General features: G+C 71.8%; 24 protein-coding genes and 1 tRNA gene. 12 read left to right on the top strand and 13 right to left on the bottom strand.

Annotated elements, in window-relative coordinates; genetic code table 11:
• Positions 1-74 precede the first annotated feature (74 nt).
• Together ACFYY1_RS09680 and ACFYY1_RS09675 are read left to right on the top strand one after the other, a co-directional pair.
• Positions 75-1,049: a GlxA family transcriptional regulator gene (locus ACFYY1_RS09680; RefSeq protein ID WP_388582919.1), complete on the top strand. Its 975-nt coding sequence runs from the start codon at positions 75-77 to the stop codon at positions 1,047-1,049.
• Between the two features lie 115 nt (positions 1,050-1,164).
• Positions 1,165-3,081 (top strand): family 20 glycosylhydrolase, encoded by a 1,917-nt coding sequence (locus ACFYY1_RS09675; RefSeq protein ID WP_388582917.1) that lies wholly within the window; start codon positions 1,165-1,167, stop codon positions 3,079-3,081.
• 69 nt (positions 3,082-3,150) lie between these two features.
• On the opposite strand, the gene ACFYY1_RS09670 is transcribed toward ACFYY1_RS09675, so the two are convergent.
• The 9 genes from ACFYY1_RS09670 to ACFYY1_RS09630 form a co-directional block, all read right to left on the bottom strand.
• Positions 3,151-3,882, bottom strand: coding sequence for a D-Ala-D-Ala carboxypeptidase family metallohydrolase (locus tag ACFYY1_RS09670; RefSeq protein WP_388582915.1), 732 nt, complete (start codon positions 3,880-3,882; stop codon positions 3,151-3,153).
• Between the two features lie 236 nt (positions 3,883-4,118).
• Positions 4,119-4,757: a peptide deformylase gene (gene def / locus ACFYY1_RS09665; RefSeq protein WP_388582913.1), complete on the bottom strand. Its 639-nt coding sequence runs from the start codon at positions 4,755-4,757 to the stop codon at positions 4,119-4,121.
• 182 nt (positions 4,758-4,939) lie between these two features.
• Positions 4,940-5,932, bottom strand: a complete 993-nt coding sequence (locus ACFYY1_RS09660; protein WP_072483827.1) for a hypothetical protein — start codon at positions 5,930-5,932, stop codon at positions 4,940-4,942.
• 91 nt (positions 5,933-6,023) lie between these two features.
• Positions 6,024-7,289: an HD-GYP domain-containing protein gene (locus ACFYY1_RS09655; RefSeq protein WP_388582911.1), complete on the bottom strand. Its 1,266-nt coding sequence runs from the start codon at positions 7,287-7,289 to the stop codon at positions 6,024-6,026.
• On the bottom strand, positions 7,286-8,740 hold the full coding sequence (locus tag ACFYY1_RS09650) for an HD-GYP domain-containing protein (protein WP_388582910.1): 1,455 nt from the start codon (positions 8,738-8,740) through the stop codon (positions 7,286-7,288). The genes ACFYY1_RS09655 and ACFYY1_RS09650 overlap by 4 nt, the downstream gene beginning before the upstream one ends.
• A gap of 137 nt (positions 8,741-8,877) precedes the next feature.
• The gene (gene rsrA, locus ACFYY1_RS09645) at positions 8,878-9,198 is read right to left on the bottom strand and encodes a mycothiol system anti-sigma-R factor (protein ID WP_124716484.1); all 321 of its coding nucleotides are present in this window, start codon (positions 9,196-9,198) and stop codon (positions 8,878-8,880) included.
• On the bottom strand, positions 9,195-9,851 hold the full coding sequence (locus tag ACFYY1_RS09640; RefSeq protein ID WP_266729806.1) for a sigma-70 family RNA polymerase sigma factor: 657 nt from the start codon (positions 9,849-9,851) through the stop codon (positions 9,195-9,197). The genes rsrA and ACFYY1_RS09640 overlap by 4 nt, the downstream gene beginning before the upstream one ends.
• Before the next feature lie 273 nt (positions 9,852-10,124).
• Complete coding sequence (locus ACFYY1_RS09635) at positions 10,125-10,802, bottom strand: alpha/beta family hydrolase (RefSeq protein WP_388582908.1); 678 nt, start codon at positions 10,800-10,802, stop codon at positions 10,125-10,127.
• Between the two features lie 25 nt (positions 10,803-10,827).
• Positions 10,828-11,643 carry an SOS response-associated peptidase gene (locus ACFYY1_RS09630; RefSeq protein ID WP_388582906.1) on the bottom strand — a complete coding sequence of 272 codons (816 nt, stop codon included), beginning with the start codon at positions 11,641-11,643 and terminating at the stop codon, positions 10,828-10,830.
• A gap of 78 nt (positions 11,644-11,721) precedes the next feature.
• On the opposite strand from ACFYY1_RS09630, the gene ACFYY1_RS09625 reads away from it, so the two are divergent.
• From ACFYY1_RS09625 to ACFYY1_RS09610, 4 genes are all read left to right on the top strand, one after another.
• Positions 11,722-12,435 (top strand): M50 family metallopeptidase, encoded by a 714-nt coding sequence (locus tag ACFYY1_RS09625; RefSeq protein ID WP_388582904.1) that lies wholly within the window; start codon positions 11,722-11,724, stop codon positions 12,433-12,435.
• Positions 12,436-12,525: 90 nt separating this feature from the next.
• On the top strand, positions 12,526-13,842 hold the full coding sequence (gene aroA / locus ACFYY1_RS09620; protein WP_388582902.1) for a 3-phosphoshikimate 1-carboxyvinyltransferase: 1,317 nt from the start codon (positions 12,526-12,528) through the stop codon (positions 13,840-13,842).
• Positions 13,843-13,845: 3 nt separating this feature from the next.
• Positions 13,846-14,862, top strand: coding sequence for a ribosome small subunit-dependent GTPase A (gene rsgA / locus ACFYY1_RS09615; protein ID WP_388582901.1), 1,017 nt, complete (start codon positions 13,846-13,848; stop codon positions 14,860-14,862).
• Positions 14,863-14,952: 90 nt separating this feature from the next.
• Positions 14,953-15,276, top strand: a complete 324-nt coding sequence (locus ACFYY1_RS09610; protein WP_114246542.1) for a multidrug efflux SMR transporter — start codon at positions 14,953-14,955, stop codon at positions 15,274-15,276.
• Here the strand turns inward: ACFYY1_RS09610 and ACFYY1_RS09605 are convergent.
• Positions 15,206-15,889 (bottom strand): TetR/AcrR family transcriptional regulator, encoded by a 684-nt coding sequence (locus ACFYY1_RS09605; RefSeq protein WP_388582898.1) that lies wholly within the window; start codon positions 15,887-15,889, stop codon positions 15,206-15,208. The two genes, ACFYY1_RS09610 and ACFYY1_RS09605, sit on opposite strands and share 71 nt — an antisense overlap.
• 140 nt (positions 15,890-16,029) lie before the next feature.
• On the opposite strand from ACFYY1_RS09605, the gene hisN reads away from it, so the two are divergent.
• Both hisN and ACFYY1_RS09595 read left to right on the top strand, forming a co-directional pair.
• Positions 16,030-16,830, top strand: coding sequence for a histidinol-phosphatase (gene hisN, locus ACFYY1_RS09600; protein ID WP_376311987.1), 801 nt, complete (start codon positions 16,030-16,032; stop codon positions 16,828-16,830).
• 176 nt (positions 16,831-17,006) lie between these two features.
• Positions 17,007-17,411 carry a cyclic nucleotide-binding/CBS domain-containing protein gene (locus ACFYY1_RS09595; RefSeq protein ID WP_388582897.1) on the top strand — a complete coding sequence of 135 codons (405 nt, stop codon included), beginning with the start codon at positions 17,007-17,009 and terminating at the stop codon, positions 17,409-17,411.
• A gap of 75 nt (positions 17,412-17,486) precedes the next feature.
• Here ACFYY1_RS09595 and ACFYY1_RS09590 read toward each other — a convergent pair whose 3' ends face one another.
• The gene (locus tag ACFYY1_RS09590; protein ID WP_388582896.1) at positions 17,487-18,938 is read right to left on the bottom strand and encodes a catalase; all 1,452 of its coding nucleotides are present in this window, start codon (positions 18,936-18,938) and stop codon (positions 17,487-17,489) included.
• A gap of 161 nt (positions 18,939-19,099) precedes the next feature.
• Here ACFYY1_RS09590 and ACFYY1_RS09585 point away from each other — a divergent pair, with 161 nt between their 5' ends.
• The 4 genes from ACFYY1_RS09585 (at position 19,100) to ACFYY1_RS09570 (ending at position 22,627) form a co-directional block, all read left to right on the top strand.
• Positions 19,100-19,519: a Fur family transcriptional regulator gene (locus ACFYY1_RS09585; protein ID WP_388582895.1), complete on the top strand. Its 420-nt coding sequence runs from the start codon at positions 19,100-19,102 to the stop codon at positions 19,517-19,519.
• A 324-nt stretch (positions 19,520-19,843) separates the two neighbouring features.
• On the top strand, positions 19,844-20,554 hold the full coding sequence (locus ACFYY1_RS09580) for an ABC transporter ATP-binding protein (RefSeq protein WP_351262008.1): 711 nt from the start codon (positions 19,844-19,846) through the stop codon (positions 20,552-20,554).
• On the top strand, positions 20,551-21,414 hold the full coding sequence (locus ACFYY1_RS09575) for an ABC transporter permease (protein WP_388582893.1): 864 nt from the start codon (positions 20,551-20,553) through the stop codon (positions 21,412-21,414). The genes ACFYY1_RS09580 and ACFYY1_RS09575 overlap by 4 nt, the downstream gene beginning before the upstream one ends.
• 103 nt (positions 21,415-21,517) lie before the next feature.
• On the top strand, positions 21,518-22,627 hold the full coding sequence (locus ACFYY1_RS09570; protein WP_388583477.1) for an ABC transporter substrate-binding protein: 1,110 nt from the start codon (positions 21,518-21,520) through the stop codon (positions 22,625-22,627).
• 52 nt (positions 22,628-22,679) lie between these two features.
• Here the strand turns inward: ACFYY1_RS09570 and ACFYY1_RS09565 are convergent.
• Together ACFYY1_RS09565 and ACFYY1_RS09560 are read right to left on the bottom strand one after the other, a co-directional pair.
• Positions 22,680-22,753, bottom strand: a tRNA-Met gene (locus ACFYY1_RS09565).
• 100 nt (positions 22,754-22,853) lie between these two features.
• Positions 22,854-24,974: a tetratricopeptide repeat protein gene (locus ACFYY1_RS09560; RefSeq protein ID WP_388583475.1), complete on the bottom strand. Its 2,121-nt coding sequence runs from the start codon at positions 24,972-24,974 to the stop codon at positions 22,854-22,856.
• Positions 24,975-25,111: the final 137 nt, after the last annotated feature.

Genomic DNA, 25,111 nt, shown 5'->3' with positions numbered 1-25,111 from the left:
CTCTCGTTCGCGCGGGCACATTGCGGCAGTGGCAGGACTGTCATGGAGCATCGAATTACTGCCACACTGGCGCCATGCTGAAAAATGTCGCCGTTCTGCTGCTCGACGAGGTCCACCCCTTCGAACTCGGCGTGCTGTGCGAGGTCTTCGGACTCGACCGCAGCGACCAGGGACTGCCGGTCCACGACTTCGCCGTGGTCTCCGCCGAGGGCCCGGTGCTGCGGACCCACGCCGGTTTCACCATCAGTACGCCGCACGGCCTCGACCGGCTGGACGAGGCCGACCTGATCGCCGTACCGGCCGGCAGCCACTTCAGCGACCGGGAGTACCCCGAGGAGGTCCTCGACGCACTGCGCCGGGCCGTGGACCGGGGGGCCAGGGTGATGAGCGTCTGCTCCGGCGCGTACGTGCTCGGCGCGGCCGGGCTGCTGGACGGGCGCCGCTGCACCACCCACTGGCGCCACGCGGCGGCGCTGGCCCGCCGCTTCCCCCGGGCCGTCGTCCAGCCCGACGTGCTGTACGTGGACGAGGGCCAGGTCATCACCTCGGCGGGCACGGCGGCCGGGATCGACGCCTGCCTTCATCTCGTCCGGCAGGCGTACGGCCCGGACGCCGCCAACGCGCTCGCCCGCCGCATGGTGGTGCCGCCGCACCGGGACGGCGGCCAGGCGCAGTACATCGAGCGGCCGCTGCCCCGCACCTCCTGCGACACCGTCGGCGAGACGCTGGTCTGGATGGAGCGCCACCTCGACCAGGAGATGACCGTCGAGCAGCTCGCCGCCCAGGCCCACATGTCGCCGCGCACCTTCGCCCGCCGCTTCCAGCAGGAGACGGGCACCACTCCGTACCGCTGGCTGCTGCGCCAGCGGGTACTGCTGGCGCAACACCTGCTGGAGACATCCGATGAAACGGTGGACACGATCGCCGGGCGCACCGGGTTCGGGACCGCCGCCGCCCTGCGCCACCAGTTCGTACGCTCCTTGGACACCACGCCCAATGCGTACCGCCGCACCTTCCGTGGCCCGACCACGATGGCCGGCGCGGCCTGAGCTGCACATCATGCGTCACAGGTCTGACGTCGGGTCGATCGTCCAACTCTTCGCCACACCTGTCCATGGACCGCGACCCGGCCGACCCAAGAGGGTCATCGGCATGGACATGCAGATGACAAGACGAAGGACCATCGGGGCCGTGGTGGCCGCGCTCGCCGCCGCGCTGCTGCCCTGGCAGAGCGCGGCGGCCGGGGACACCGCCTCGGCCGCACCCCCGCCCGAAGTGCTGCCCTCGCTGCGGCAATGGCAGCCCGCGGAGGGCGAGTTCACGCTGGCCGACCGGGCACGCATCGTGCTGGACGGGGTGCGCGACAGCCGTACGACCGCCGACGCGCGCCGATTCGCCGGTGAGCTGGCCACCTCCGGGCGGGCCTCGGTGTCACGGGGTGCCGCGGCGGCCCGTACCGGCGATGTCGTACTGCGCCAGGACCCGTCCCTGAAGGGCTCGTTGGGCGCGGAGGGCTACCGGCTCGACGTCGGCGACCGGGTCACCGTCACGGCCGCGACCTCCACCGGTGTCTTCTACGGCTCCCGGACCGTCCTGCAGTTGCTGAACGACGACGGCAGGGCCGCACGCGGTTCGGCGACCGACGTGCCGGCGTACCGGGAGCGCGGCGTCGGTGTCTGCGCCTGCTACATCAACGTGTCCATCCCGTGGTTCGAGCGGCTGCTGAAGGACATGGCGTCCCAGAAGCTCAACCAGCTGTGGATCGAGGCCAAGGTCAGGAGCGACACCGACCCGGCGTCGGCGTTCTGGGGCTACTACACGAAGCCGCAGGTCCGCACCCTGGTCGCGCTGGCGAAGAAGTACCACGTCGAGCTGGTGCCGGAGATCAACTCCCCCGGCCACATGGACACCTATCTGGAGAACCACCCGGAGCTCCAGCTCAAGGACAAGGACGGCATCGCCTCCCCGCCCCGGCTCGACATCTCCCGGCCCGAGGCGCTCGCGTACTACACCTCGATGGTCGACGAGGCGCTGGAGGTGTGGGACACCCGTTCCTGGCACATGGGCGCGGACGAGTACATGATCGGCTCCTCGTACCCGAACTATCCGCAGCTGCAGACCGCCGCGACCGCGAAGTTCGGTGCGGACGCGACCCCCGACGACCTCTTCGTCGACTTCATCAACCAGGTCGACGAGCACGTGAAGGCCGGCGGCCGGTCGCTGCGCGTCTGGAACGACGGTCTGGCGGGCCGGAACGGCGTGGTCCCGCTGAACCGTGACATCACCGTCGAGCACTGGCTGGGCGGCGGCGCCATCCAGAAGCCGTCCTCGCTGCTCGCCGAGGGCCGCCCGGTCATGAACTCCGCCTACGCCCTCTACCTGGTGCGCGGCGGCTACACCACGCAGACCCGGAAGCTCTACGAGAGCGACTGGACCCCGCTGCGCTTCGAGGGCGAGACCCTGCCCGCGACGGCGGCGAACCTCACCGGGGCCAAGATCAGCCTGTGGCCGGACAGCGCCGCGGCCGAGACCGAGAACGAGGTGGAGGCGAAGACCTTCATGCCGCTGCGCTTCCTGGCACAGGCCACCTGGGGCGGCCCGAAGCCCAGCGGGACGTACGACGGGTTCGAGGCGCTGGCCAGACGGATCGGCCACGCGCCGGGCTGGTCGAACACCGACCGCACCCCGCTGGCCGACGGCACGTACCGGCTGACCGCCGGGGAGCGGGTCCTCGCCCCCGGGGCGGACCCGGGCGTCCTTCTGGTCCGCGACGGCGCGGCCACCTGGACGCTGACGGCGACCGCCGACGGGTACTACACGGTGCGCGCGGCCGGGACGGACCAGTGCCTGGACGCGGTGCGCGGCAAGAAGTACCTGGGTGCGCCGCTGGAGGTCGGGGCCGAGCTGTCGCTCGGCACCTGTTCGGCGACGGCGCGCACCCAGCGCTGGCAGCTGGAGCCCGGGGCCGGGGCGCTGACCCTGCGCAACGCCATCTCGCAGCTCTCCCTGACCCGGCGGGCCGCGGACGACGCCGCGGTCCAGACGACGGGCGGTACGCGGCTGACGGCGGTACGCGGCTGACGGCGAAGCCCACCCGACCGTCCCGCGCACAGGTGGGGCCCGCCGGTGCCGGCGGGCCCCACCCGCGTGTCAGATGCCGCAGCTGGGCGCGGACCAGAAGTGGCTGGGGCCCTGGTTCACGTGGACGTGGTCGTTGTGGTTCGGGTAACCCGGGCCGAGGATCCCGTTGAACCCGTGGTTACGGGCCTGCTGGGCCAGGGTGCAGAAGGCGATCCCGCCGAGGTCGGCCGCGTCGCCGTACAGATGACGGCTGTTCGACGCCCCGCCGACCGCGCTGTTGCAGGACGTGGAGCGGAAGCCGCTGTTGACGGTGATGGGGCGGTCGCCGAGCGCGTGGCGCAGCGCCTCCAGCTTCCACATGGTGCTCAGCGCGTTGGCCTTGGCGGTTCCCGCGGCGACGGCACCACCGGCCCAGGTGCTGTTGCAGTGGTTGAGTTCGGCGTACGTGAAGTGCGCCGGGGTGCAGTCGTTGTCCTGGAGCTCGTAGATCTTGGCCTGGGTGGCCGGGCCCGCGATGCCGTCGGCGGCGAGGCCGTAGGCGGCCTGGAAGCGCTTGACGGCGGCGGTGGTGGCCGGTCCGTAGGAGCCGTCGATGGCGAGTACGGAGTTGTAGCCGGGGTAGCCGGCCACCCGGATCTGGAGCTGGACGACATCGTTGCCGGTGGCGCCGGGGGACATCGTGCGGGTCCAGGTGTAGCAGCCGTCGGCCTGTGCGGTGCCGGCGGTCGCCATGGCACCACCCAAGGCGAAAGCCATGGTCATGACAAGGCCGAGCAGAAGTCGTGCGGTTCGTCTGAGCATGTGGGGCTCCCCGCTGTGACGGAAGTGTGGTGAGAGAGCTTGTCGGACGAGTCGACGCGCGTCAACCGCCCAGGTATGAACGGCAGTTGACGCGCGTCCCCGTGCGGAAACCGGCGCGGGGACCGGTGTGTCCCCGCGCGGAAACCTGGTGCGGAGACCGGTGTGGAAACCGCTGGGCCCGGCACCTCGCGATGCGTGCGAGGTGCCGGGCCCAGCAGTGAAGACCGGGTGCGCGCTCAGTCGTTCGGCACGACCTCGTAGCGCGGCGTGTTCTCCGCCATCTGCCGCAGCGCGTCCTTGCGGTCCCGCTTCGAGAGCCGGTCGATGTACAGGTAGCCGTACAGGTGGTCCGTCTCGTGCTGGAGGCAGCGGGCGAAGTAGCCGCTGCCCCGGACCTTGACCGGGTTGCCCTCGGCGTCCTGTCCGCGGACCACCGCGTAGTCCGGGCGGGCCAGCGAGGCGTACGCGGTCGGAACGGAGAGGCAGCCCTCGTTGGAGTCGTCCAGGATCCGGTCCTCGGGCGCCAGCTCTTCGAGCACCGGGTTGCAGATGGCGCCCACGTGCCGCACACCGTCGTCGTCCGGGCAGTCGTAGACGAAGACCTTGAGGTCGACGCCGATCTGGTTGGCGGCCAGGCCGACGCCCTCCGCCGTCCGCTGGCTCGCGAACATGTCGTCGATCAGCCGGCCCAGCTCGTCGTCGAACTCGGTGACGTCCTTGCACTCCTTGTGGAGCACCGGGTTGCCCACGACCGTGATCGGACGGGAGGTGCCGCGCTCGCGATGCGCCGCCTCGCGCGCCTCACAGTCCTCGGTGTCCACGACGAAACCCTCGTCGTCGACGCTGATCTGCTCGTCCGTCTCCTGCTGCGCCATGTCCGCCGTACGCCTTCCTCAAAACCTGAAACCCGGAAAACCTGAGAACCCGGAAATCTGAAACCTGAAACCCGGCCCTGGGCCCGAAGTCCGGCCCTGCCCGAGACCAGGCCGTCCGGCAGTTCCGGGGCCCGGGCACCCGAGCACCGCGACCCGGTGCCCGTACAGCCTACGGGCACCGGTCAGCAGACTTCTTCGAGATCCCGCCACTCGCGGCTGTCCGGGCTGTCCGCCACCCAGCCGTCCAGCAGACCGCGCACCAGCCCGGCCGGTGCCGCTATCCCGCACTCCCGCTCGGGCACCCACAGCTCACCGGCGGTGCGGTGGCCCAGCGGGCCCGGATGGCCCGGCTCGCTGTGGTCGTGCGGGTCGAGGTGCTCGCCGTCGCCCTCGTCGCTCTCCATGCGGCTCTCCGAGCAGGCCCGGCAGAGCAGTCGCACGGAGGACGACCAGTCCTCGGCGGCGAACCCGGCGTCGGACGCCAGCTGCTCCAGCGCGTCCCGGTCCGCCTCGGTGGCCGCTTCGAGCAGCACCACCCAGGTCGGCACGGGGGACGGCGCCCACAGCTCGATCTCGTCGAAGACCGGGTAGGAGGGCCCGGCCGCGGTGACCCGCTCGCCGTGCGGCACCCCGTCGTGCAGGACGACCTCACCCCAGCGGCGGCCGGACGACGGCAGCGGAATGGAGAGCACCTCCATCCGGGCCGGATCGAGCCTGCGGCCCCAGACGACCTCGGCCTCGCCCTCTGGCGACAGCCGCACCGCGGCGCTGCCCAGCTCCATGCCGACCGGCTCGCTGTTGGCCGCCGAGGTGTGCTGGCCGGCGCCCGGCACCTTCAGGCCGTACGCCTGCCAGGCCCGGCGGGCCAGCGGCCAGTCCTGCAGCGCGGTGGCGGCGATCCCGACGTTCCACCAGTCGGGAGCGCCGGATTCCTTGTCGAGCAGCGCGACGGCCCGCAGGCCGGCGGCTCTCGCCTGTTCCCAGTCGTGCCGGAACTTGTGCAGCAGCGCCAGGTTGAACCATGACTCCGAGAGCCAGGGTTCCAGGTCCGCCGCACGTGTCAGCAGCGCGCCCGCGTCCTCGTACCGGCCGTCGCCGATCAGCGTGAACGCGCGGTCCGTGGCCTGCCGCCAAGAGGCGGAGGGCCGATGCCGTACCTTCCCGAAGATCCTCACGATTCCCGCCTGTCCCGACTGGACACCCTCGTTTTCCGCTCTTCTTCGCATCCAACCATGCCGGGCCGGACGCCCGCTCATTACCCATGGGTTACCCGGGCAGGACCGGGGCCGGAGCGCCCCGGGCGAGGACCCTGGCCAGTGATTCCACGACTTCGGGCTGATAGTCGTGGGCGGTCCCGAGCCTGAGTTGTTCCAGCGCGCCCAGCGGCCCGATGAGACTTTCCCCGCACAAGTCGTCGTATGCGTTGACGGCTCTGACGATCCTGGCGGACAACGGCTGCTCGCGGTAGGGGTCGGCCTGCCGTTCCACGACGACGGCGACCTCGGGGTCCACCCCGGTCTGGCGGACCACGGCCCCGCCGAGCAGCGCGATACGGCGCTGGTCGGCGGCGGGCAGGGTGGCGGTCGCCCCGTCCGGGACCGGGTCGACCAGCGAGAGCTGGCCGATGTCGTGCATCAGGGCGGCGTGCTCCAGCACGGTCAGCCGGCTCCCGGAGAGCCCCAGCTCACGGCCGACGGCCCGGCAGAGCACGGCGACCCGGCGGGCATGCCCGTGCGGGGTGTACCCGGCGATCTCGGTGGACCTGGCGAGCGAGGCGATGGTCTGCCGGTAGGTGATGCGCACGGCGACGAACCGCCGGAACGAGACATGGGTCAGCAGCAGCGGTACGCACAGGACGGGCAGCGCCCACAGCCCGGCGACGGCCACCCCGAGGGCCATCACGACCCCGGTCGCGCAGACCGCCGGCCCGATGCCCAGGAGACCGCGCAGCTCGTCCCGCAGCAGCGGCGGGTAGGGGTGGCGGGTGCGCGCACGCAGCAGCAGCGCCGCGAGCACGGCGTCGCACAGGGCGGTCAGGGCGAGGATGAGCAGCAGGACGAGCACGTAGTACGGGCCCTCGCCGGACCAGCCCTCGGCGCGCCCGCTGTTGTACAGCGGCTGGAAGCACACGGCGGCGAAGGTGACGGTCAGCACGCGGCGGGCCACCCGGTCGGGGGCGGGCCCCGTGCCCCGGGCCACATGGGGCACACAGGCCACGAGGTTCGCCGCGACGAGCACGGCGACCACCTGGAGGACGCCGTGCCCGGTCGGTTCGCCGCCGCTGCGGCCCAGCAGGGCGTACGCGAGGGCTCCTGCGGCGCCGAGCGGCGCGGGCTCGCGCTCGCCGGGCAGCGCGCCCCAGCGGGCCAGTTCACCGATGGCGATGAGCACCCCGAAGGCGAGGGCGTGGCCGGGCTCGTGGATGCCGTTCCAGAGGGTGTGGCCGAGCCCGGCGGCGGCGGTCAGGGCCGCGGCGGCACGGACGGTGAGGACGGTGGCGGGCAGCCGGGTCCCGGCCCCGGTCCGGGTCATCGGCGGCGGTCCGCGGGCGACTGCGGTCCGGGCACCGCACCGAGCCCGTCCGCCGGGGGCTGCGGCGGCGGTACGCGGTCGAGCCCGCCGGACGGCCCGGGGCGGCCCGATGCGGCCTCTGCGCTCCCGCCCCGGGGCCCGGGAACCCCCGGCCCGTCCGCCGTCCCGGCCGTCGTCACCGCCGACCAGCCGTGCCGTTCGAGCCCGCGCGCCAGCGCCCGGACCATCCGCGGGTCGAACTGGGTGCCCGCGCACCGCTTCAGCTCCTCCAGCGCGGCCGGCACCGGCCTCCCCCGCCGGTAGGACCGGGTCGAGGTCATCGCGTCGAAGGCGTCCGCCACCGCGACGACCCGGGCGAACTCCGGGATCTCGCGCCCGCTGAGTCCGTACGGGTAGCCGCTTCCGTCGAGCCGTTCGTGGTGGTGCAGGATCGCGGCCCGCGCCTCGCCGAGGAAGCCGATGCCGCGGACGATCTCGTGCCCGTACTCCGGATGCAGTTCGATCACCTGTCGTTCCTCCGGCGTGAGCGGACCGTCCTTGCGGAGCACCCGGGTGGGGACGCCGAGCTTGCCGACGTCGTGCAGGATGCCGGCGAACCGGACGACCTCCAGGCGGCCGGGATCCATGCCCAGTTCGCGGGCGATGAGGACGGAGGCCCGCCCGACCCGTTCGCTGTGGCCCCGGGTGTACGTGTCCTTGATGTCGACGGCCTGCACCAGCGCCCTGATGGTGGCGCGGTGGGCGGCGTGCTCGCGGTGGTACTGGGCGAAGACCCAGCAGGAGATGTACATCGGCAGCAGGACGATCAGCGCGGACAGCGGACCGTACGGACCGCGCCACAGGACCGCCATCATCAGCCCGGCGAGTCCGTGCACCAGATGCGGTCCCAGCGAGCGCGGCAGCAGCCCGCTCCAGGCCCGCCGCAGGGGGAGCCGCTCGGCCACGGCCAGGATGGAGCCGTCCAGCCCGGTCAGCACGAGGCTGAAGGCCAGGGCGGCGGCGCAGGCGGGCAGGATCGCGTACGGCAGGTCGGGGAGCCGGCCGGGGCCGCCGAGCGTGGCGGTGCCGCCGAACAGTCCGTGGACCGACGAGGCCGCCCAGACCGTGACGGCGAGCTGCGCGGCCCGCCAGACGCGCCGTGCGGTGAACGGCGGCTGTTCGACCCGGCCGACGAGCGATCCGGGGACGGCGACGAGGGCGGCGGCGGCGGGCGGCAGCAGGAAGGCGGCCGCCAGCAGCAGCGGAAAGAACGATCCGGCGCGGATCGGCACGGAGCTGCCGGGGAAGGGGCGGCGCCCCGGGAGTTCACAGGCCAGATAGAGGCCGGTGAGCAGTGCGACGGTGACCCACGGGGTCCCGGCACCGCTCCGCAGCGCGGGAAGCACACAGCACAGGGCACCCAGCACGACCGCCGCGATGTACGCGCGCGCCGCCCCGCGTGTGGCTCTCACCCGCTCGGCCCGCCCCCCAACATGGTCAATGGAGGCGCCAGGCTAGCGAGTTGTGGAACCGGTCGAGCGTCAATGAGCCCGATTAGCACATTCGGGTGATTCGGTGGCGGCGGCCGGTACGCGCCGGCCGCCGGGTGTCACTCCTTGGCGGCGGTCGGCTGTCCGCTCTCGGCCGCCGTCACGTCCTGCTCGGGCACGGCCTGCCCGGAGCGGATCAGATCGATCCGGCCCATCACCTTGGACCGCAGATCACTGGGCACGTCGTCCTGGCCGCAGCAGCGCTTCACCAGCTTCTTGACGGCCTGTTCCAGGCCGTACTTCTCCAGGCACGGGGAGCACTCCTCGAAGTGCACCTCGAACTTGGTGCAGTCGCTGTCGGGCATCTCGTGGTCGAGGAACTCGTAGAGATGATCGAGGACTTCCGAGCAGTCCGTCTCGTGCGGCTCTCCGCAGCTCATGAGCCCGAGCCTTTCCGATCGTCCGACTCTCCGGCACCGGCCGGGACGAGCCCGCGCTCCCGGGCGTAGTCCTCCAGCATGCCGCGCAGCTGGCGGCGGCCCCGGTGCAGTCGGGACATCACCGTACCGATGGGAGTCCCCATGATGTCCGCGATCTCCTTGTAGGCAAAGCCCTCGACATCGGCGAGATACACGGCGATGCGGAACTCTTCGGGGATCGCCTGCAGAGCGGACTTCACGTCCGAGTCGGGCAGGTGGTCGAGTGCCTGCGACTCGGCGGAGCGCAGACCGGTCGACATGTGCGACTCGGCGCGCGCCAGCTGCCAGTCCTCGATCTCCTCGGCGGCGCTGCGCTGGGGTTCGCGCTGCTTCTTGCGGTACGAGTTGATGAACGTATTGGTGAGGATGCGGTACATCCACGCCTTGAGGTTGGTGCCCTCACGGAACTGGTGGAAGGAGCCGTAGGCCTTGGCATACGTCTCCTGCACCAGGTCCTCGGCGTCCGCGGGGTTGCGCGTCATGCGCAGCGCGGCCGAGTACATCTGGTCGAGGAAACCGAGCGCGTCCCGCTCGAAGCGCGCGTTGCGCTCGGCGGACGTCTCCTGTGCGCGGCCGTCGTCGGTCCCTGTGTCGGTCCCAGTGACCGGACCCACCTCCTCCAACGCTGTGACGGAGCCGAAACCGGACCCGCTCGAATCGGAGAATAGTCGACCTTGCTTCGATACGGGCTGTCGTTCCGATCCGCCCGGGGCCCGCTCGGGAGTGGTCCTGGCCGCGTGCAGCACCGTCCACTCCAGGTCAGCGGCGTTCGAGCGGCGCGGGCAGATGGTCGAACCCATGCGACGGACTCCCTCTCCACGTACGACGTTGATGAACCGATGTCACCGACAACAGTGGCCCCTCGCCCAACATTCCCGGGGTGCACGTCACACGAGGGCCGACAGCCAGCCGGTCACGGCGGCGGTCAGGATCCCCATCGCCTCGTCCTGTCCGAGGCCGGCCTTCTTCGGCACGGAGAACCCGTGGTCGGCGTACGGCACTTCGGCGAGCTCGTACTCCCCCGGAGGGAATTCGGCGGGCCGCCCGAACGGGTCGTGGCCGCCCTGCACCACGAGCGTGGGCACGCCGGAGCCGAGCAGCTCGTCCGCGCGGGACTTCTCCGGCTTGCCCGGGGGGTGCAGCGGGAAGCCGAGCGCGAGGACGGCGTGGGCGCCGAGCTCCGCGGCGGTCCGGCAGGCCACCCGGGCCCCGGCGCTCCGCCCGCCCGCCACGACGGGCAGTCCGGGCGCGGTGAGCGCGGGCCACAGCCCCCGCCACCCGGTGTCCAGGGTCTTCGGGGCGGGCGCCAGCCGCTTCCCGGCGACCCGCCACGGCTGCTCCACCAGGGCCACGGTCACCCCGTGGGCGGGCAGCGCGGCGGCCAGGGCCACCAGGTCGCGGGCCTCGATGCCGCCGCCCGCGCCATGGCCGAGGGCCAGCACCTGGCGGGCGCGGCCCGCCTTCGTCGTGCCCGTCGCGGGGAACCAGGTGATCCTGGCCGGTCCGGCGTCGGTGTCGACCGTTTCGGCCGCCTCGGGCCCGCGGCCCGTCTCTGCAGTACTCACGTGCCCCATCCTCCCCGCCGGGAGCTCAGAACAGGGTGCCCACTTCCGGCGCGGCCAGTTCTTCCAGCAGTTCGGGGCCGTTGTTGCGGACGTTGCTGACGGCCGTGGCCACCGGATAGGCCCGCATCAGCCCGCCCGGCGGCGGTGCGAGCAGCGCCTTCAGCTCCTCGACGTCGGTGCGCGCGGGGTCGAGCCAGTCGTCCCAGCGGTCCGGGGTCAGCATCAGCGGCATCCGGGGGTGGATGTCGGCGAGCGTGGCCGGGCCGTCGGCGGGGGCGACGGCGAGCGGGGTGGTCTCCGCCTCGGTCGTGATCACCGTGCACGTCACCCACCAGGCCATCGGGTGGTCGTCGGGCAGCGTCCGGTCGCGCCAGAACTCGTACAGCCCGGCCATCGCGAAGACCGATCCGTCGGCGGGGGTCACGAAGTACGGCTGCTTGCGCGGGCGCTTCTTCTTCCCCTTCTCCTCCAGCTGCCGTTCGTCCGCGCCGGTGACCCACTCGTAGTAGCCGTCGGCGGGCAGGATGCAGCGCCGGGAGACGAAGGGGCGGCGGAAGGACGGCTTCTCGTGGACGGTCTCCGCGCGGGCGTTGATCATCCGCGCGGCGCCCTCCGGGGACTTCGCCCAGGACGGCACGAGCCCCCATTTCAGCGCGCGCATCTGGCGAACCGGACGCTGGTCGTCTGCGTCTTTGAGAGGACGCTCCAGTACGGCGTAGACCTCCTTGGTGGGCGCCACGTTCCAATCGGGCGCCAGGGCCTCGGCCGGCTCCCACTTCTCGACCTGGAAGAGTCCGGTCAGGTCCTCGGGCCGCCGACTCGCTGCATACCGTCCGCACATGAGTGCCAGACTGCCACGACCGTCACACCGGCAGGACGCCGATACCGCAAGCCGACACCGCAAGGAGCCGCCCGCACCATGGACAGCACCGAACTGGGCAATCTGTGGGACCGCGTGTTCGGCACCCAGCCCGCCCCCGAGCAGTGGCTGGTGGTGGTCACCGGCACGCTCGCGCTGATCGCCGTCGTACCGAACCCGATATGGCGGCTGACCCGCAACGCGATCACCATCGCGCACGAGGGCGGCCACGGGCTGATCGCGCTGCTCACCGGCCGGCAGCTGTCCGGCATCCGGCTGCACTCGGACACCAGCGGCCTGACCGTCAGCCGCGGCAGGCCGACCGGGATCGGCATGATCCTCACCGCGGCCGCCGGCTACACCGCCCCGCCGCTGCTGGGCCTGGGCGGCGCGTGGCTGCTGGTCGACGGCAGGATCACCCTGCTGCTGTGGGTGGCCACCGCGCTGCTCGCGGTGATGCTGGTGATGATCCGCAACGTGTACGGGGCGCTGACGGTGATCCTCACCGGCTCGGCCTTCCTGCTGGTGTCCTGGCTGGCCTCACCCGCCTGGCAGTCGCTGTTCGCGTACACCGTGGTCTGGTTCCTGCTGCTCGGCGGCGTGCGCCCGGCCTTCGAGCTCCAGTCCAAGCGGCGTCACGGCGGTGCGCCGGACTCGGACGCGGACCAGCTGTCGCGGCTGACGGACGTGCCGGCCGCGCTCTGGCTGTTCCTCTTCCACGCGGTGTCGCTCTGCTCGCTGATCGGCGGCGGGCGCTGGCTGCTCGGCATGTGAGACATGCGGGGCCCGGCGGCGGCCGATGGCGGCGGCCACGCCCGCCGGACGGCTCCGACGACCTGCGCGAAGGCCGTTAAAGTGAGATCCATGACCGAAAGCTCCGTGCACCCCGCTCTCTGGCCCGCCCCGCATGCGACCGGGGCGGTCGACGCGACCGTCACCGTGCCCGGATCGAAGTCGGTCACCAACCGCGCGCTGGTCCTCGCCGCCCTCGCCGCCGAGCCCGGCTGGCTGCGCCGCCCGCTGCGCTCCCGCGACACCCTGCTGATGGCCGAGGCGCTGCGCTCGATGGGCGTGGGCATCGAGGAGGGCGTGGGCCCGGACGGCTCCGGCGAGGCGTGGCGGGTCATCCCGGCCCGGCTGCACGGCCCGACCACCGTCGACGTCGGCAACGCCGGTACGGTCATGCGCTTCCTGCCGCCGGTCGCCGCCCTCGCCGACGGCCCGGTCCGCTTCGACGGCGACCCGCGTTCGTACGAGCGCCCGCTGACCGGCGTGATCGACGCGCTGCGGGTGCTCGGCGCCCGGATCGACGACGAGGGGCGCGGCTCGCTGCCGATGACCGTGCACGGCAGCGGTGCGCTGGACGGCGGTCCGGTGGCGATCGACGCCTCCTCGTCCTCCCAGTTCGTCTCGGCGCTGCTGCTGTCCGCGCCGCGCTTCAACCAGGGCGTGGAGGTGCGTCACACCGGCGCCCGGCTGCCCTCCATGCCGCACATCCGGATGACCGTCGACATGCTGCGGGCGGTCGGCGCGCAGGTCGACGAGCCGGAGACGGGCGGCGAGCCGAACGTCTGGCGGGTCTCCCACTCCGCCCTGCTCGGCCGTGATCTGACCATCGAGCCCGACCTCTCCAACGCCCAGCCGTTCCTCGCGGCCGCGCTGATCACCGGCGGCCGGGTCACGATCCCCGACTGGCCCGAGCACACCACGCAGCCGGGCGACGCGCTGCGGGAGATCTTCACCACGATGGGCGGCTCCTGCGAGCTGACCGAGCGCGGTCTCACCTTCACCGGTTCGGGCCGGATCCACGGCATCGACGTCGACCTCGGCGAGGTCGGCGAGCTCACCCCGGGCATCGCGGCCGTCGCGGCCCTGGCCGACTCGCCCTCCACCCTGAGCGGCGTCGCCCATCTGCGGCTGCACGAGACGGACCGGCTGGCCGCGCTCACCAAGGAGATCAACGAGCTGGGCGGCGATGTCACGGAGACCGCCGACGGTCTGCACATCCGGCCCCGCCCGCTGCACGGCGGTACGTTCCGTACGTACGACGACCACCGGATGGCGACCGCGGGGGCGGTCATCGGCCTCGCCGTCCCCGGAGTGGAGATCGAGAACGTGGCGACGACCGCCAAGACCCTGCCGGACTTCCCGCAGATGTGGACCGGAATGCTCGGGGCCTGAGACATGCGCCGCTACGGCAAGAACCCCGACGAGGACGACATCCGGGTCCGCCCCAACCGCAAGGGCAACCGGCCCCGTACCAACATCCGCCCGAAGCACGAGGACGCCGAGGACGGCATGGTCCTCACCGTCGACCGGGGCCGTCTCACCTGCCTCGTCGACGGCCGCACGGTCATGGCGATGAAGGCCCGTGAGCTGGGCCGGAAGGCCGCCGTGGTGGGTGACACCGTCTCCCTCGTCGGTGATCTCTCCGGCGACAAGGACACCCTCGCCCGCATCGTCCGCATCGGTGAGCGCCGCTCGGTGCTGCGCCGGACCGCGGACGACGACGATCCGTACGAGCGGGTGGTCGTCGCCAACGCCGACCAGCTGGCGATCGTCACCGCCCTGGCCGATCCGGAACCCCGGCCGCGGATGATCGACCGCTGTCTGGTCGCCGCGTACGACGGCGGGCTCTCGCCGCTGCTGGTGCTCACCAAGTCCGATCTGGCCTCCCCGGACAAGCTGCTGGAGGCGTACACGCCGCTGGGCGTCCCGTTCATCGTGACCAGCCGCGAGGAGCTGGAGAACGGCGACGCGGCCGACCGGGTCCGCGAGCAGCTGAACGACCGGGTCACCGCCTTCGTCGGGCACTCCGGCGTCGGCAAGACCACGCTGGTCAACGCGCTGGTGCCGAAGGACCGGCGGCGTACGACGGGTGTGGTCAACGCGGTCACCGGGCGCGGCCGGCACACCACCACGTCGGCGCTGGCGCTGCCGCTGCCCGACTACCGGGGCTGGGTGATCGACACCCCCGGCGTGCGCTCCTTCGGGCTCAACCACATCGACCCGTCCCGGGTGATCCACGCGTTCCCGGACCTGGAGCCCGGCACCGAGGAGTGCCCGCGCGGCTGCACCCACGACAGCCGTGAACCGGAATGCGCCCTGGTCGCCTGGGTCGCGGACGGTCACGCCGATCCGGCCCGGCTGGACTCGCTGCACCGGCTGCTGTCCACCCGGGAACGGCGCGAGGGCGACTGACGGGGGCACGTTTGCGATCCGTCGTCACCGGTAAGTGCATAATCACATTCAGTGTGGCAAGGCGGTCACCGACGCGGGAGGGCACTGACGATGGCGTGGCTGCTGGTCGTGGTCGCAGGACTTCTGGAGACCGGCTTCGCCGTCTGTCTGAAACTCTCGCACGGCTTCACCCGGCTCTGGCCGACCGTCGCGTTCTGTGTCTTCGCGCTCGGCAGCTTCGGTCTGCTGACACTGTCGCTGAAGAAGCTCGACGTGGGCCCCGCCTACGCGGTGTGGACCGGCATCGGCGCGGCGGGCACCGCGATCTACGGCATGGTCTTCCTCGACGACGTGGTCTCCACGCTCAAGCTGGTCTCGATCTCCCTGGTGATCGTCGGGGTGATCGGTCTCCAGCTCTCGGGCTCGTCCCACTGACCGCGTCCGGCGCTCCCACCACCACGTGGCGCACCAGCGGTACCGGCTCTCCCCCGGCCCCCGACGGGGCGGGCACCAGCGCGTAGCTCAGGGCGAGCCGCAGCACGATCTCGCAGGTCGCGGCCAGTTCCTCCCGGTCGCTCGGTGGCCCTTCGCCGTCGAGTACGGCCACCGCGCGCTCACCGGCCATGCGGAGCAGTTCGGCGGGGGCCGGCGGCCCGGGACCGGCGTCGCGCGGGCCGGGCAGCGGGGACGCGTACCCGGCCGGCAGGGGTCCGGGGCGGGGTAACCGCTCGCTCCAGCAGCCGGTGAGCAGTGCCTTGACCAGTACGTTCGTGCGTACGGCCCGGACGGTCCAGGCGGCGGTGGCGGCCAGCCTGTCCGCCGTGCCGCCGGCCGATCCCAGCGCCTGCTCGATCCCGGCCAGATACCCGTCGGCGGCGTCCCGTACCAGGGCGCGGGCCAGGCCGTCCTTGCCGCCGAACTCGTTGTGGAGGGTCTGCCGGGAGACGCCCGCGGCGGCTGCCACGTCGACCATGCGTACCGATGTCCAGGGCAGGGTGGCCAGCGCCGAGAGGGCGGCGTCCAGCAGTACTTCCCGCGCTGTGGGCATCGTCGCCTCCCGCGCCGAGGGCTCCGCGTCCCAGCGTCGGCGCGCTCCCCGGGACTGTCAATGGTCCGCACGGCTGTCGGCGGTCGGCGCGGCTCCGGGGACGTATGGCTCTGTTCACCTTCGGTCGATACTGTGACCGCATGCCCGATTACCACGATGATCTGCGCCTTGCCCATGTACTGGCGGACGCCGCCGACGCGGCGACGATGGACCGGTTCAAGGCCCTCGACCTCAAGGTCGAGACCAAGCCGGACATGACGCCGGTGAGCGAGGCCGACAAGGCCGCCGAGGAACTGATCCGCGGCCACCTTCATCGGGCCCGCCCGCGCGACGCGATTCTGGGCGAGGAATTCGGGATCGAGGGCACCGGCCCGCGGCGCTGGGTCGTCGACCCGATCGACGGCACCAAGAACTACGTGCGCGGCGTGCCCGTCTGGGCGACGCTGATCTCGCTGATGGAGGCGGGCGAGGACGGGTTCCAGCCGGTGGTCGGCGTGGTGTCGGCCCCCGCGCTGAACCGGCGCTGGTGGGCGGCCAAGGGTGCCGGGGCATACACCGGGCGCAGCCTGACCTCCGCGACCCGGATCCAGGTGTCGAAGGTGGAGCGGATCGCGGACTCCTCGTTCGCTTACGCCTCACTGAGCGGCTGGGAGGAGCAGGGCCGGCTCGACGGATTCCTGGACCTGACCCGGGCCTGCTGGCGCACGCGTGGGTACGGGGACTTCTGGCCGTACATGATGGTCGCCGAGGGTTCGGTGGACATCTGCGCGGAGCCCGAGCTCTCGCTCTGGGACATGGCCGCCAACGCGATCATCGTCCAGGAGGCGGGCGGGAGGTTCACCAGCCTGGACGGGGTCTCCGGTCCGGGCGGCGGTAACGCGGCGGCCTCGAACGGGCTGCTCCACCACGAACTGCTCGGCTACCTGAACCAGCGGTACTGACCCGGATCGCCTCGCCGGACCGTGTTCCCGAGGGGTGTCGCGCGCCGTCGCGCGCCCCTCGGTGCGCTTCGCTCCCCCTTGTTCCGCCCACGTATCGGTGCAACTCTGAGAGTCCCCCCGCTTGTGAATTTGTGAATCGGCTCACGTGGCCGTTCACCAAGGAGGTGGCTCCCTTCATGCTCGTCCGTGACGCCATGAGCACGCTGGTCCTCACCATCGGGCCCGCCCACACGCTCCGCCAGGCCGCCCGGCTGATGTCGGTCCGCCGCATCGGGGCCGCGGTCGTCCTCGACCAGGACAACAGCGGGCTCGGCATCCTCACCGAACGCGACATCCTCAACGCGGTCGGCTCCGGACAGGATCCGGACGTCGAGACCGCCGCCACCCACACCACCACCGACGTGGTCTTCGCCTCGCCCACCTGGACCCTGGAAGAGGCCGCGGAGGCCATGACACACGGCGGGTTCCGCCACCTGATCGTGCTGGACGGCCACGGGCCCGTGGGCATCGTCTCCGTCCGCGACATCCTGCGCTGCTGGGCGCCCGTCAGGCGCCGCCACCACGCGGAACTCTTCGGCTGAGCGCGTCGTGAACGACCGGTGGGCCGGTCTCCCCCGAGGAGGAGACCGGCCCACCGTCGACGGCAGCCGCCCGGATCAGCCGCGAAGGGCCTGGACCGCGGCCTCCAGACGCTTGCCGAAGTCGCCGTCCGCCTGGCGGAAGTTGTTGATCGCGCGCTCGGCGATGTCGTCGCGCGAGACCTTGGCGATGAACCCGGCGAGGTTGTCGATCAGCCGGGCCTTCTCGTCCTCGGAGTAGAGCCGGTAGAGGTTTCCGGCCTGCACGAAGTCGTTGTCCTCGGCGTGGCTCGGGGCCGCGTGCGTGGCGACCTCGCCGGAGACGGTGGTGGGTTCCCACAGCGGGCGGTCGGTCTGGGCCGGACCGCCGAAGCTGTTCGGCTCGTAGTTCTTCGCGCCCTTGTGGCGGCCGTCGTACAGGTAGCCGTCCCGGCTGTTGGTACGCGCCTCGGTGGCGTGCGGACGGTTCACCGGCAGGTGGTCGGCATTGATGCCGACGCGGTAGCGGTGGGCGTCGCCGTACGCGAAGAGACGGCCCTGGAGCATCTTGTCGGGGGACGGACCGATGCCCGGCACGAAGTGCGCGGGGCTGAAGATCGACTGCTCGGTCTCCGCGAAGATGTTCTCCGGGTTCCGGTTGAGCTCCAGCTTCCCGATCTCGATCGGCGGGTAGTCCGCGTGCGGCCACACCTTGGTGAGGTCGAACGGGTTGAAGCGGTACGTGGCCGCCTCGGCCGCCGGCATGATCTGGACCTGCACCGTCCAGGACGGGAAGTCGCCGCGCTCGATCGCCTCGCGCAGATCGCGCTGGTGGCTGTCCGGGTCCTCACCGGCGAGCTTGTTGGCCTCGGCCTGGGTGAGGTTCTTGATGCCCTGGTCGGTCTTGAAGTGGTACTTGACCCAGAAGACCTCGCCGGCCTCGTTGTTCCACTGGAACGTGTGCGAGCCGTACCCGTTCATGTGGCGCAGCGTGGCCGGGATGCCCCGGTCGCCGAAGAGCCAGGTCACCTGGTGGGTGGACTCGGGCGACAGCCCCCAGAAGTCCCAGACGTTGTCCGCCTCCTGCGAGCCGGTGTACGGGTCGCGCTTCTGGGTGTGGATGAAGTCCGGGAACTTGATGGCGTCCTTGATGAAGAACACCGGGGTGTTGTTGCCGACGAGGTCGTAGTTGCCCTCCTCGGTGTAGAACTTCAGCGCGAAACCGCGGGGGTCGCGCACCGCGTCGGCCGAGCCGAGGTTGCCCGCGACGGTCGAGAAGCGCAGGAAGGTCTCGGTCTGCTTGCCGACCTCGGAGAGGAACTTGGCCCGCGTCCACTGCGAGACGTCACGGGTCAGCGTGAACGTACCGTACGCGCCGGCGCCGCGGGCGTGCACGATGCGCTCCGGAATGCGCTCGCGGTTGAAGTGCGCGAGCTTCTCCAGCAGCGACTGGTCCTGCACCAGGACAGGACCGCCGACGCCCGCGGTCTGGCTGTTCTGGTTGTCGGCGACCGGCGCGCCGGCCTCCGTGGTGAGCGGTCCCTGCGTCACGTGCGCCTCCTGCGTCGTTCCTGCACATTCGTCTCGAACTGCACAGCCTGTCCCTTGGCGTATGCCGTTGCCGATCCTACAATGGACTTAGTCCAAGTCAAGTGAACATCCAAAGTCACACCCGTTCGGGACCTGGTCCCTTCACTGTTAGGCTTGTTTCCATGAGTGACCTGTTGGAACGACTTCGCGGACGCGGCTGGCGCATGACCGCACAGCGGCGCGTCGTGGCCGAGGTCCTCGACGGGGACCACGTGCACCTGACGGCCGACGAGGTCCACGCGCGGGCCGTGGCCAAGCTGCCCGAGATCTCCCGCGCCACCGTGTACAACACGCTGGGCGAGATGGTGTCGCTCGGCGAGGTCATCGAAGTCTCCACGGACCGCCGGGCCAAGCGGTACGACCCGAACGCACACCGCCCCCACCACCACCTCGTCTGCGCGAACTGCGGCACGATCCGCGACGTGCACCCGTCCGGTGACCCGATGGCGGACCTGCCGAGCGACGAGCGCTTCGGCTTCACGGTGTCCGGCGTCGAGGTCACCTACCGAGGCATCTGCCCCAACTGCGCGGCGACCGGCTGAGCCGAACGAGCGACGGAAGACCCCAGTGCGAGCGTCATTCGCACCGGGGCCTTTCGCGTGCGTCCCCACGGGAACGAGACACCTCCCCGCCACCGGCACATGCGCACCCCCTTCCCGAATCTGACGGGTAGTCATATCGTCTGCGGCGATCACGTCCGCCCCGCGGCGGATCCGCACCTCGATACGCGCGAGGAGAGACCCGTGGGAGTTCCGCACCCGACCCCACCCACAACCGCAGCCGACCCCGAACCCGCCCCCGCAGCCACCCGTCCCAAACTCCGCGCCGACGCGCTCACCCGCTCGTTCGGGCGCGGCGCCAAGGCCCTGCCCGCCCTCGGCCCGCTCGATCTCTCCGTCGCACCGGGCGAGTTCACCTGCATCGTCGGCCCGTCCGGCTGCGGCAAGTCCACGCTGCTCAGGATCGCCGCCGGACTGCTCCGCCCCAGCTCCGGCGAGCTGTCCATCCGTACGGCCTCGCCCCGCCCGGCGGCGATGATCTTCCAGGACTACGGCATCTACGACTGGAAGACCGTGCTCGCCAACGTCCGGTTCGGCCTCGACATCCAGCGCGTACCGCGCAAGGAGGCCGACGCCAGGGCGCGCGACTGGCTGGCCCGGATGGGGCTCTCCGACTTCGCGGGGGCGTATCCGGCCACCCTCTCCGGCGGGATGCGGCAACGGGTCGCGATCGCCCGCGCCCTGGCCGTGGAACCCGAGATCCTGCTGATGGACGAGCCGTTCGCGGCGCTCGACGCCCAGCTGCGCACCATCCTCCAGGACGAGCTGCTCGACCTCACCCAGACCACCCGTACCACCACCCTCTTCATCACCCACAGCCTCGAAGAGGCGATCGTGCTCGGGGACAGGGTGCTGGTGATGTCCGCCAGACCGGGGCGGATCATCGCCGAGCGACGCCCGCCGTTCGGCCGGCCGCGCACCGGCGAAGTCCGGTCGGCACCCGAGTTCACCGCGCTGAAGAGCGAGCTGTGGGAGCTCCTGCGCGGCGAGGTGCGCAGGGAGGCGGTCCCGGCATGACCGTCACCGTGAACGCCACGAAGCCCGACGACGGCGTCCTGATCCGCAGACCGGGCCCGCAGGAACTGCATCCGGTACGCACCCACCGCAGGCGCCGCACCCTGGAGATCGCGCTCGCCGTCGCCGTACCGCTGTTCCTCGTGCTGCTCTGGCAACTGGCCGCCGCGCAGTCCTGGATCGACGCCCGGGTCTACCCCGCCCCCTCCACCATCCTGGCGGACGGCCTGGACCGGGCGGGCGCCGGTGAACTGTGGCCGGACGTGTGGGCCACGCTCAAGCGGGTGCTGGGCGGCTATGCGATCGGCACCGTCGCGGGATACGCCCTCGGCCTGCTGATGGGCTCGCTCTCCCTCGTACGGGCGGCGCTGGAGCCGTTGCTCGACGCCCTGTACGTCGTACCGAAACTGGCCCTGCTGCCGGTCTTCCTCAACATGTTCGGCCTCGGCGAGGGACCGCAGATCGCCCTGGTCGCCGCGACCGTCTTCTTCTTCGTCTGGATCTCCACCATGGCGGCCGTGCTCGCCGTCCCGGTCGGCCACCGTGACGCCGGTCAGGTCTTCGGCGCCTCGCCCTGGCAGATGTTCCGCCATGTGCTGCTGCCCGCCTCGCTGCCCGCGGTCCTGGTCGGGGCACGGATCGCGGCCGGAGTGGCGGTACTCGTCATCGTCGCCTCCGAACAGATCGCCGCGGCCGACGGCCTGGGCCATCTGATCTTCGACTCCCGGGCGCTGTTCCAGAACGACGTGATGTTCGTCGGCATCGTGTGCGTGGCGGTCCTCGGCGTCGTCTTCTCCGAAGTGGTGCGGATCGCCGGACGGCTGCTCACGCCGTGGGCCCCGCGCGACCGCGGCCGCTCCTGAACGGCTCCCCCACGCCCCTCGACGGGCCGGCGCTGAACGGCTCTCTCCACGCTCCTCGTACGGAGGCACTGTGCATAGCCACACCCTTTTCACCCGCACCGCCATGCTCGTCACGGCAGCTCTGCTCGGCGCGGCAGGCTGTGCCGGGCCCGACTCCGAGTCCGGCGACGGCGCCGCCGCACCGCGCACCGTCCGGCCCGTAGCGGGCTGCGGCGCCGGCAGCTGGACCGACCCGGCCGAACTCGCCCCCGACCGGAAGGCGGCCCGCTGCGACAAGGGCGCCCCGGCGGCCCAGCCCCTGGCGAAGCGGCGGAAGATCACCGTGGCCACCGGCACCCTGAGCGCGGAGTACGTCGCTCCGCTCCAGGTCGCGGTGGCGAAGGGCGAGTTCGCGAAGGAGGGGCTGGACGTCGAACTGAAGGTGCTGCCCACCCCGGACGCCCTGCCGCTGCTCGCCAAGGGCGACGTGGACGCCCAGTGGGCGGCTCCCGAGGCAGCCGTGATGAACGGCATCAATGGCGGCTTCGACATCAAGTGGGTCGCCGGGAACTTCTCCCCCGACCCCACTTCCAAGAGCGGCCTGTGGGTGCGCCTCAAGGACGGCGAGAGCGCCGATCACGTCGAGATGGCGGGCCGGAAGCTCGGCACCATGATCGGCAAGGGCTCCGTCATCGCGTACCCGATGGACACCTCCCTGAAGAAGCACGGCGGCGGCCTCGACAAGATCAGCTTCCAGCAGCTCGGTTCCGCGGATGTGCTGACCGCACTGCAGAACGGCGGCGTGGACTCCGCCTGGCTGCTCGACCCGATCTGGCGCAAGGTGGACGGCGACACGAAGTACGCGTTCCTGGGCGGCCAGCCCGTCGGTGAGCCGCTCGGCGGCCTGCTCTTCGGCCCGACCCTGCTGAACAAGGACCCGGACGCGGGTGTCGCCTTTCTCCGCGCCTACATCCGGACGGTGAACACCTACTTCGCCGGGGACTACAAGTCCGACCCCGCGTTCGTCACCGAGCTGGCGAAGCTGATGAAGACCGACGAGGCCACGCTGCGGTCGACCCCGTCGATGCGGATGGACTGGGAGATACGGAAGGGCACGACGGACCGGCTGCAGGAGGCGTACGCCGATTCGGGCGTCTCGAAGGGCGACCCGGTGCCGGAGTCGAAGGCCGTCGACCGGGCGATGTACTCGGAGGCGGTGGGCCACAAACTCTGACGCGATACACAGAGGGCCGGATCCTCTGAAAGGATCCGGCCCTCTGTTTCAGTAGCGGGGACAGGATTTGAACCTGCGACCTCTGGGTTATGAGCCCAGCGAGCTACCGAGCTGCTCCACCCCGCGTCGTTGTGTTTAGAACTGTACGTCACCGCTGTCGACCAGCGCAAATCGATTCCGGGGCGCCGGAGGTGCCCCACCCCCGGCGCCCCGGCCTGCCTCCGCCCTACGCGGTCAGCTCCTGGTGCAGCGCCTCCAGCAGCCGGGCCGCCCGCTCGGCGACCTCCGCCGGGCCCAGCTCGACCGCCCGCGCGCACCAGCGCTGCCCCTCGGTCAGCTCGCCGCGGCGGGCGGCCAGCAGGGCGAGGCGCAGGGCGGCCCGCCCGTGCCCGTCGTTCGCGGCCCGGCTCCACCACAGCGCGGCCTCGCGCTCACTGCCCTCGCGGGCGAGCAGCAGCCCGAGGTTGAAGGCACCGTTGCGGCTGCCCGACTCGGCGGCCTCCCGGTACCAGCGGGCGGCGCTGTCCACGTCGCCCCGGGCCGCCGCGAGCATTCCGACCCGTACCTGGGCACGGCGGTGCCCCTGCTCGGCGGCCCGCTCGTACCACTCCTCGCACTCGGTCTTCTCCGGCATCGGCTCCCCGAGCGCGGGGGGTCCGGGCGGTGGCTGCCGCGAGTCCAGCACCCCGGCCAGCCGGAAGGCGGCCTCCGCGCTGCCGCCGCCCGCCGCGCAGCGCAGATGGCGCTCCGCCTCCTGCTCCTCGCCCTGATGCAGCAGGGCCATGCCGACCTGGAGGGCGGCCTCGGTGTGGCCGGCCGCCGCGGCGCGCTCGTACCAGACCAGTGCCGCCCGGTCCTCGTCGCGCCCGGCGTACAGGATGCCGAGGTTGAACGCCGCGTCGACGCTGCCCGCCTCGGCCGCCTTGGAGAACCAGGGCTCGGCGCCGGTCGCGTCGCCCGCCTGGAGCAGGAGCACGGCCAGGGCGTTGGCGGCCTCGCGGTGGCCCGCGTACGCGGCACGGCGGTACCACTGCTCGGCCTGCGGCGTACGGTCCTGGGCCGCGCAGAGCAGGCCGAGGTTGTAGGCGCCGTTGACGTCGCCCGCGTCCATCGCTGCGCGGTACCAGCGCTCGGCGGTCTGCTGTTCGCCACGGGCGGCGTGCAGGGCGCCCAGGGCATTGGCGGCGTTCCCGTCGCCGTCCTGGGCCGCACGAAGCCACCACACGGCGGCGCTCTCCTCGTCGCCCGCGTCACGCAGCAGGAAGCCGAGCGCGCAGGCGGCGCGCGCCTCGCCCGCCTTCGCGGAGATGAGGTACCAGCGGCCCGCCTCCTTGGGCTCGCCGCGCTGTTCGAGGATGGCGCCGAGGTGCAGAGCCGCACGCCGGTGACCGCGCGCGGCGGCCTGCCGGTACCACTGCTCGGCCTCGCCCACCCGCCCGGTCGCCGGACCCGCAACCGGGCCGTCGTCCCTGCGGGCCACGGGCCGGCCGGTCGCGCCGGGACGGTCACCGGCGCCGGGGCCGAGACCGGGGTGACCGAAGGCGTCGTGCGGGTCGTCGGCGGCGTTGCGGTCCAGCATGCGCGCGAGGCGGTACGCGGCCTCCCGGTGCCCCTGCTCGGCGGCGGCGCGCAGCCAGCGCTCCGCGCCGACGTCGCTGCGGTGTTCCAGCAGGTCGGCAAGGGCGTACGCGCCCAGCGCGTGGCCCTGCTCGGCGGACTGCCGCAGCCAGTACTCGGCGCCGGGCTCGTCGCCGCGCTCGCGGTAGTGGCGGCCCAGCGCGTGCGCGGCGGCGGCGGAGCCCGCGACGGCGGCGATGCGCCACCAGCCGGCCGCGTCGTCGACGTATCCGCGCTGGTGGAGCAGGACGCCCAGGTTGTTGGCTGCGGCCCGGTCGCCGTCCGCGGTGGCCCCACGCAGATAGGGCTCCGCGCCGTCCAGGTCGCCGCGGCGCAGCAGCAGGGCGCCCAGGACGCTCATCGACGCGGTGTCCCCGGCATCGGCGGCGCGACGGTGACGCGCCTCGCTCTCGGCGCTCTCCGGGCTCTCGGCACTGCCGGGAGCCTCCGTGGCCCCGACGGCCCCGGTGTCCCCGGCATCCCCTGTGCCCCCGGCGCTTCCCGTGTTCTCTGTGAACTCCGTGCTCTCGACGGTCGCGGCACACCCCGCAGTCTCGGCAGTCTCGGTCGCCTTGATGATCTCAGGTGTCTCGGGTGTCTCCGATGTGTCAGTGGTCTCGTTGCTCTCCGTGACGGAAACGCCAAAAGCCGCATTCTCTGACCGATGAACGCGATGCTGCACAAACCGCCCTGTCTCCAACAGAGTTGCCCTGTCCCCCATAAATACCATCGTCGCACCGCCTGCCACCCGCGTACACCTGGTATAGCGCGGCCAGTTAGGTCACTTCAGCGTTTTGTCGACATGCCCACAGAGAGATAAGTCAAACACGTCCGGGGTCAACTCGTGCCCCGCGAACCGCACTTCAC

The organism is Streptomyces sp. NPDC001890 (genome assembly GCF_042891445.1).
Lineage (GTDB): Bacteria > Actinomycetota > Actinomycetes > Streptomycetales > Streptomycetaceae > Streptomyces.
Note: the sequence above shows the minus strand (reverse complement) of the source record. Positions and strands in the feature narration are given on the sequence as shown.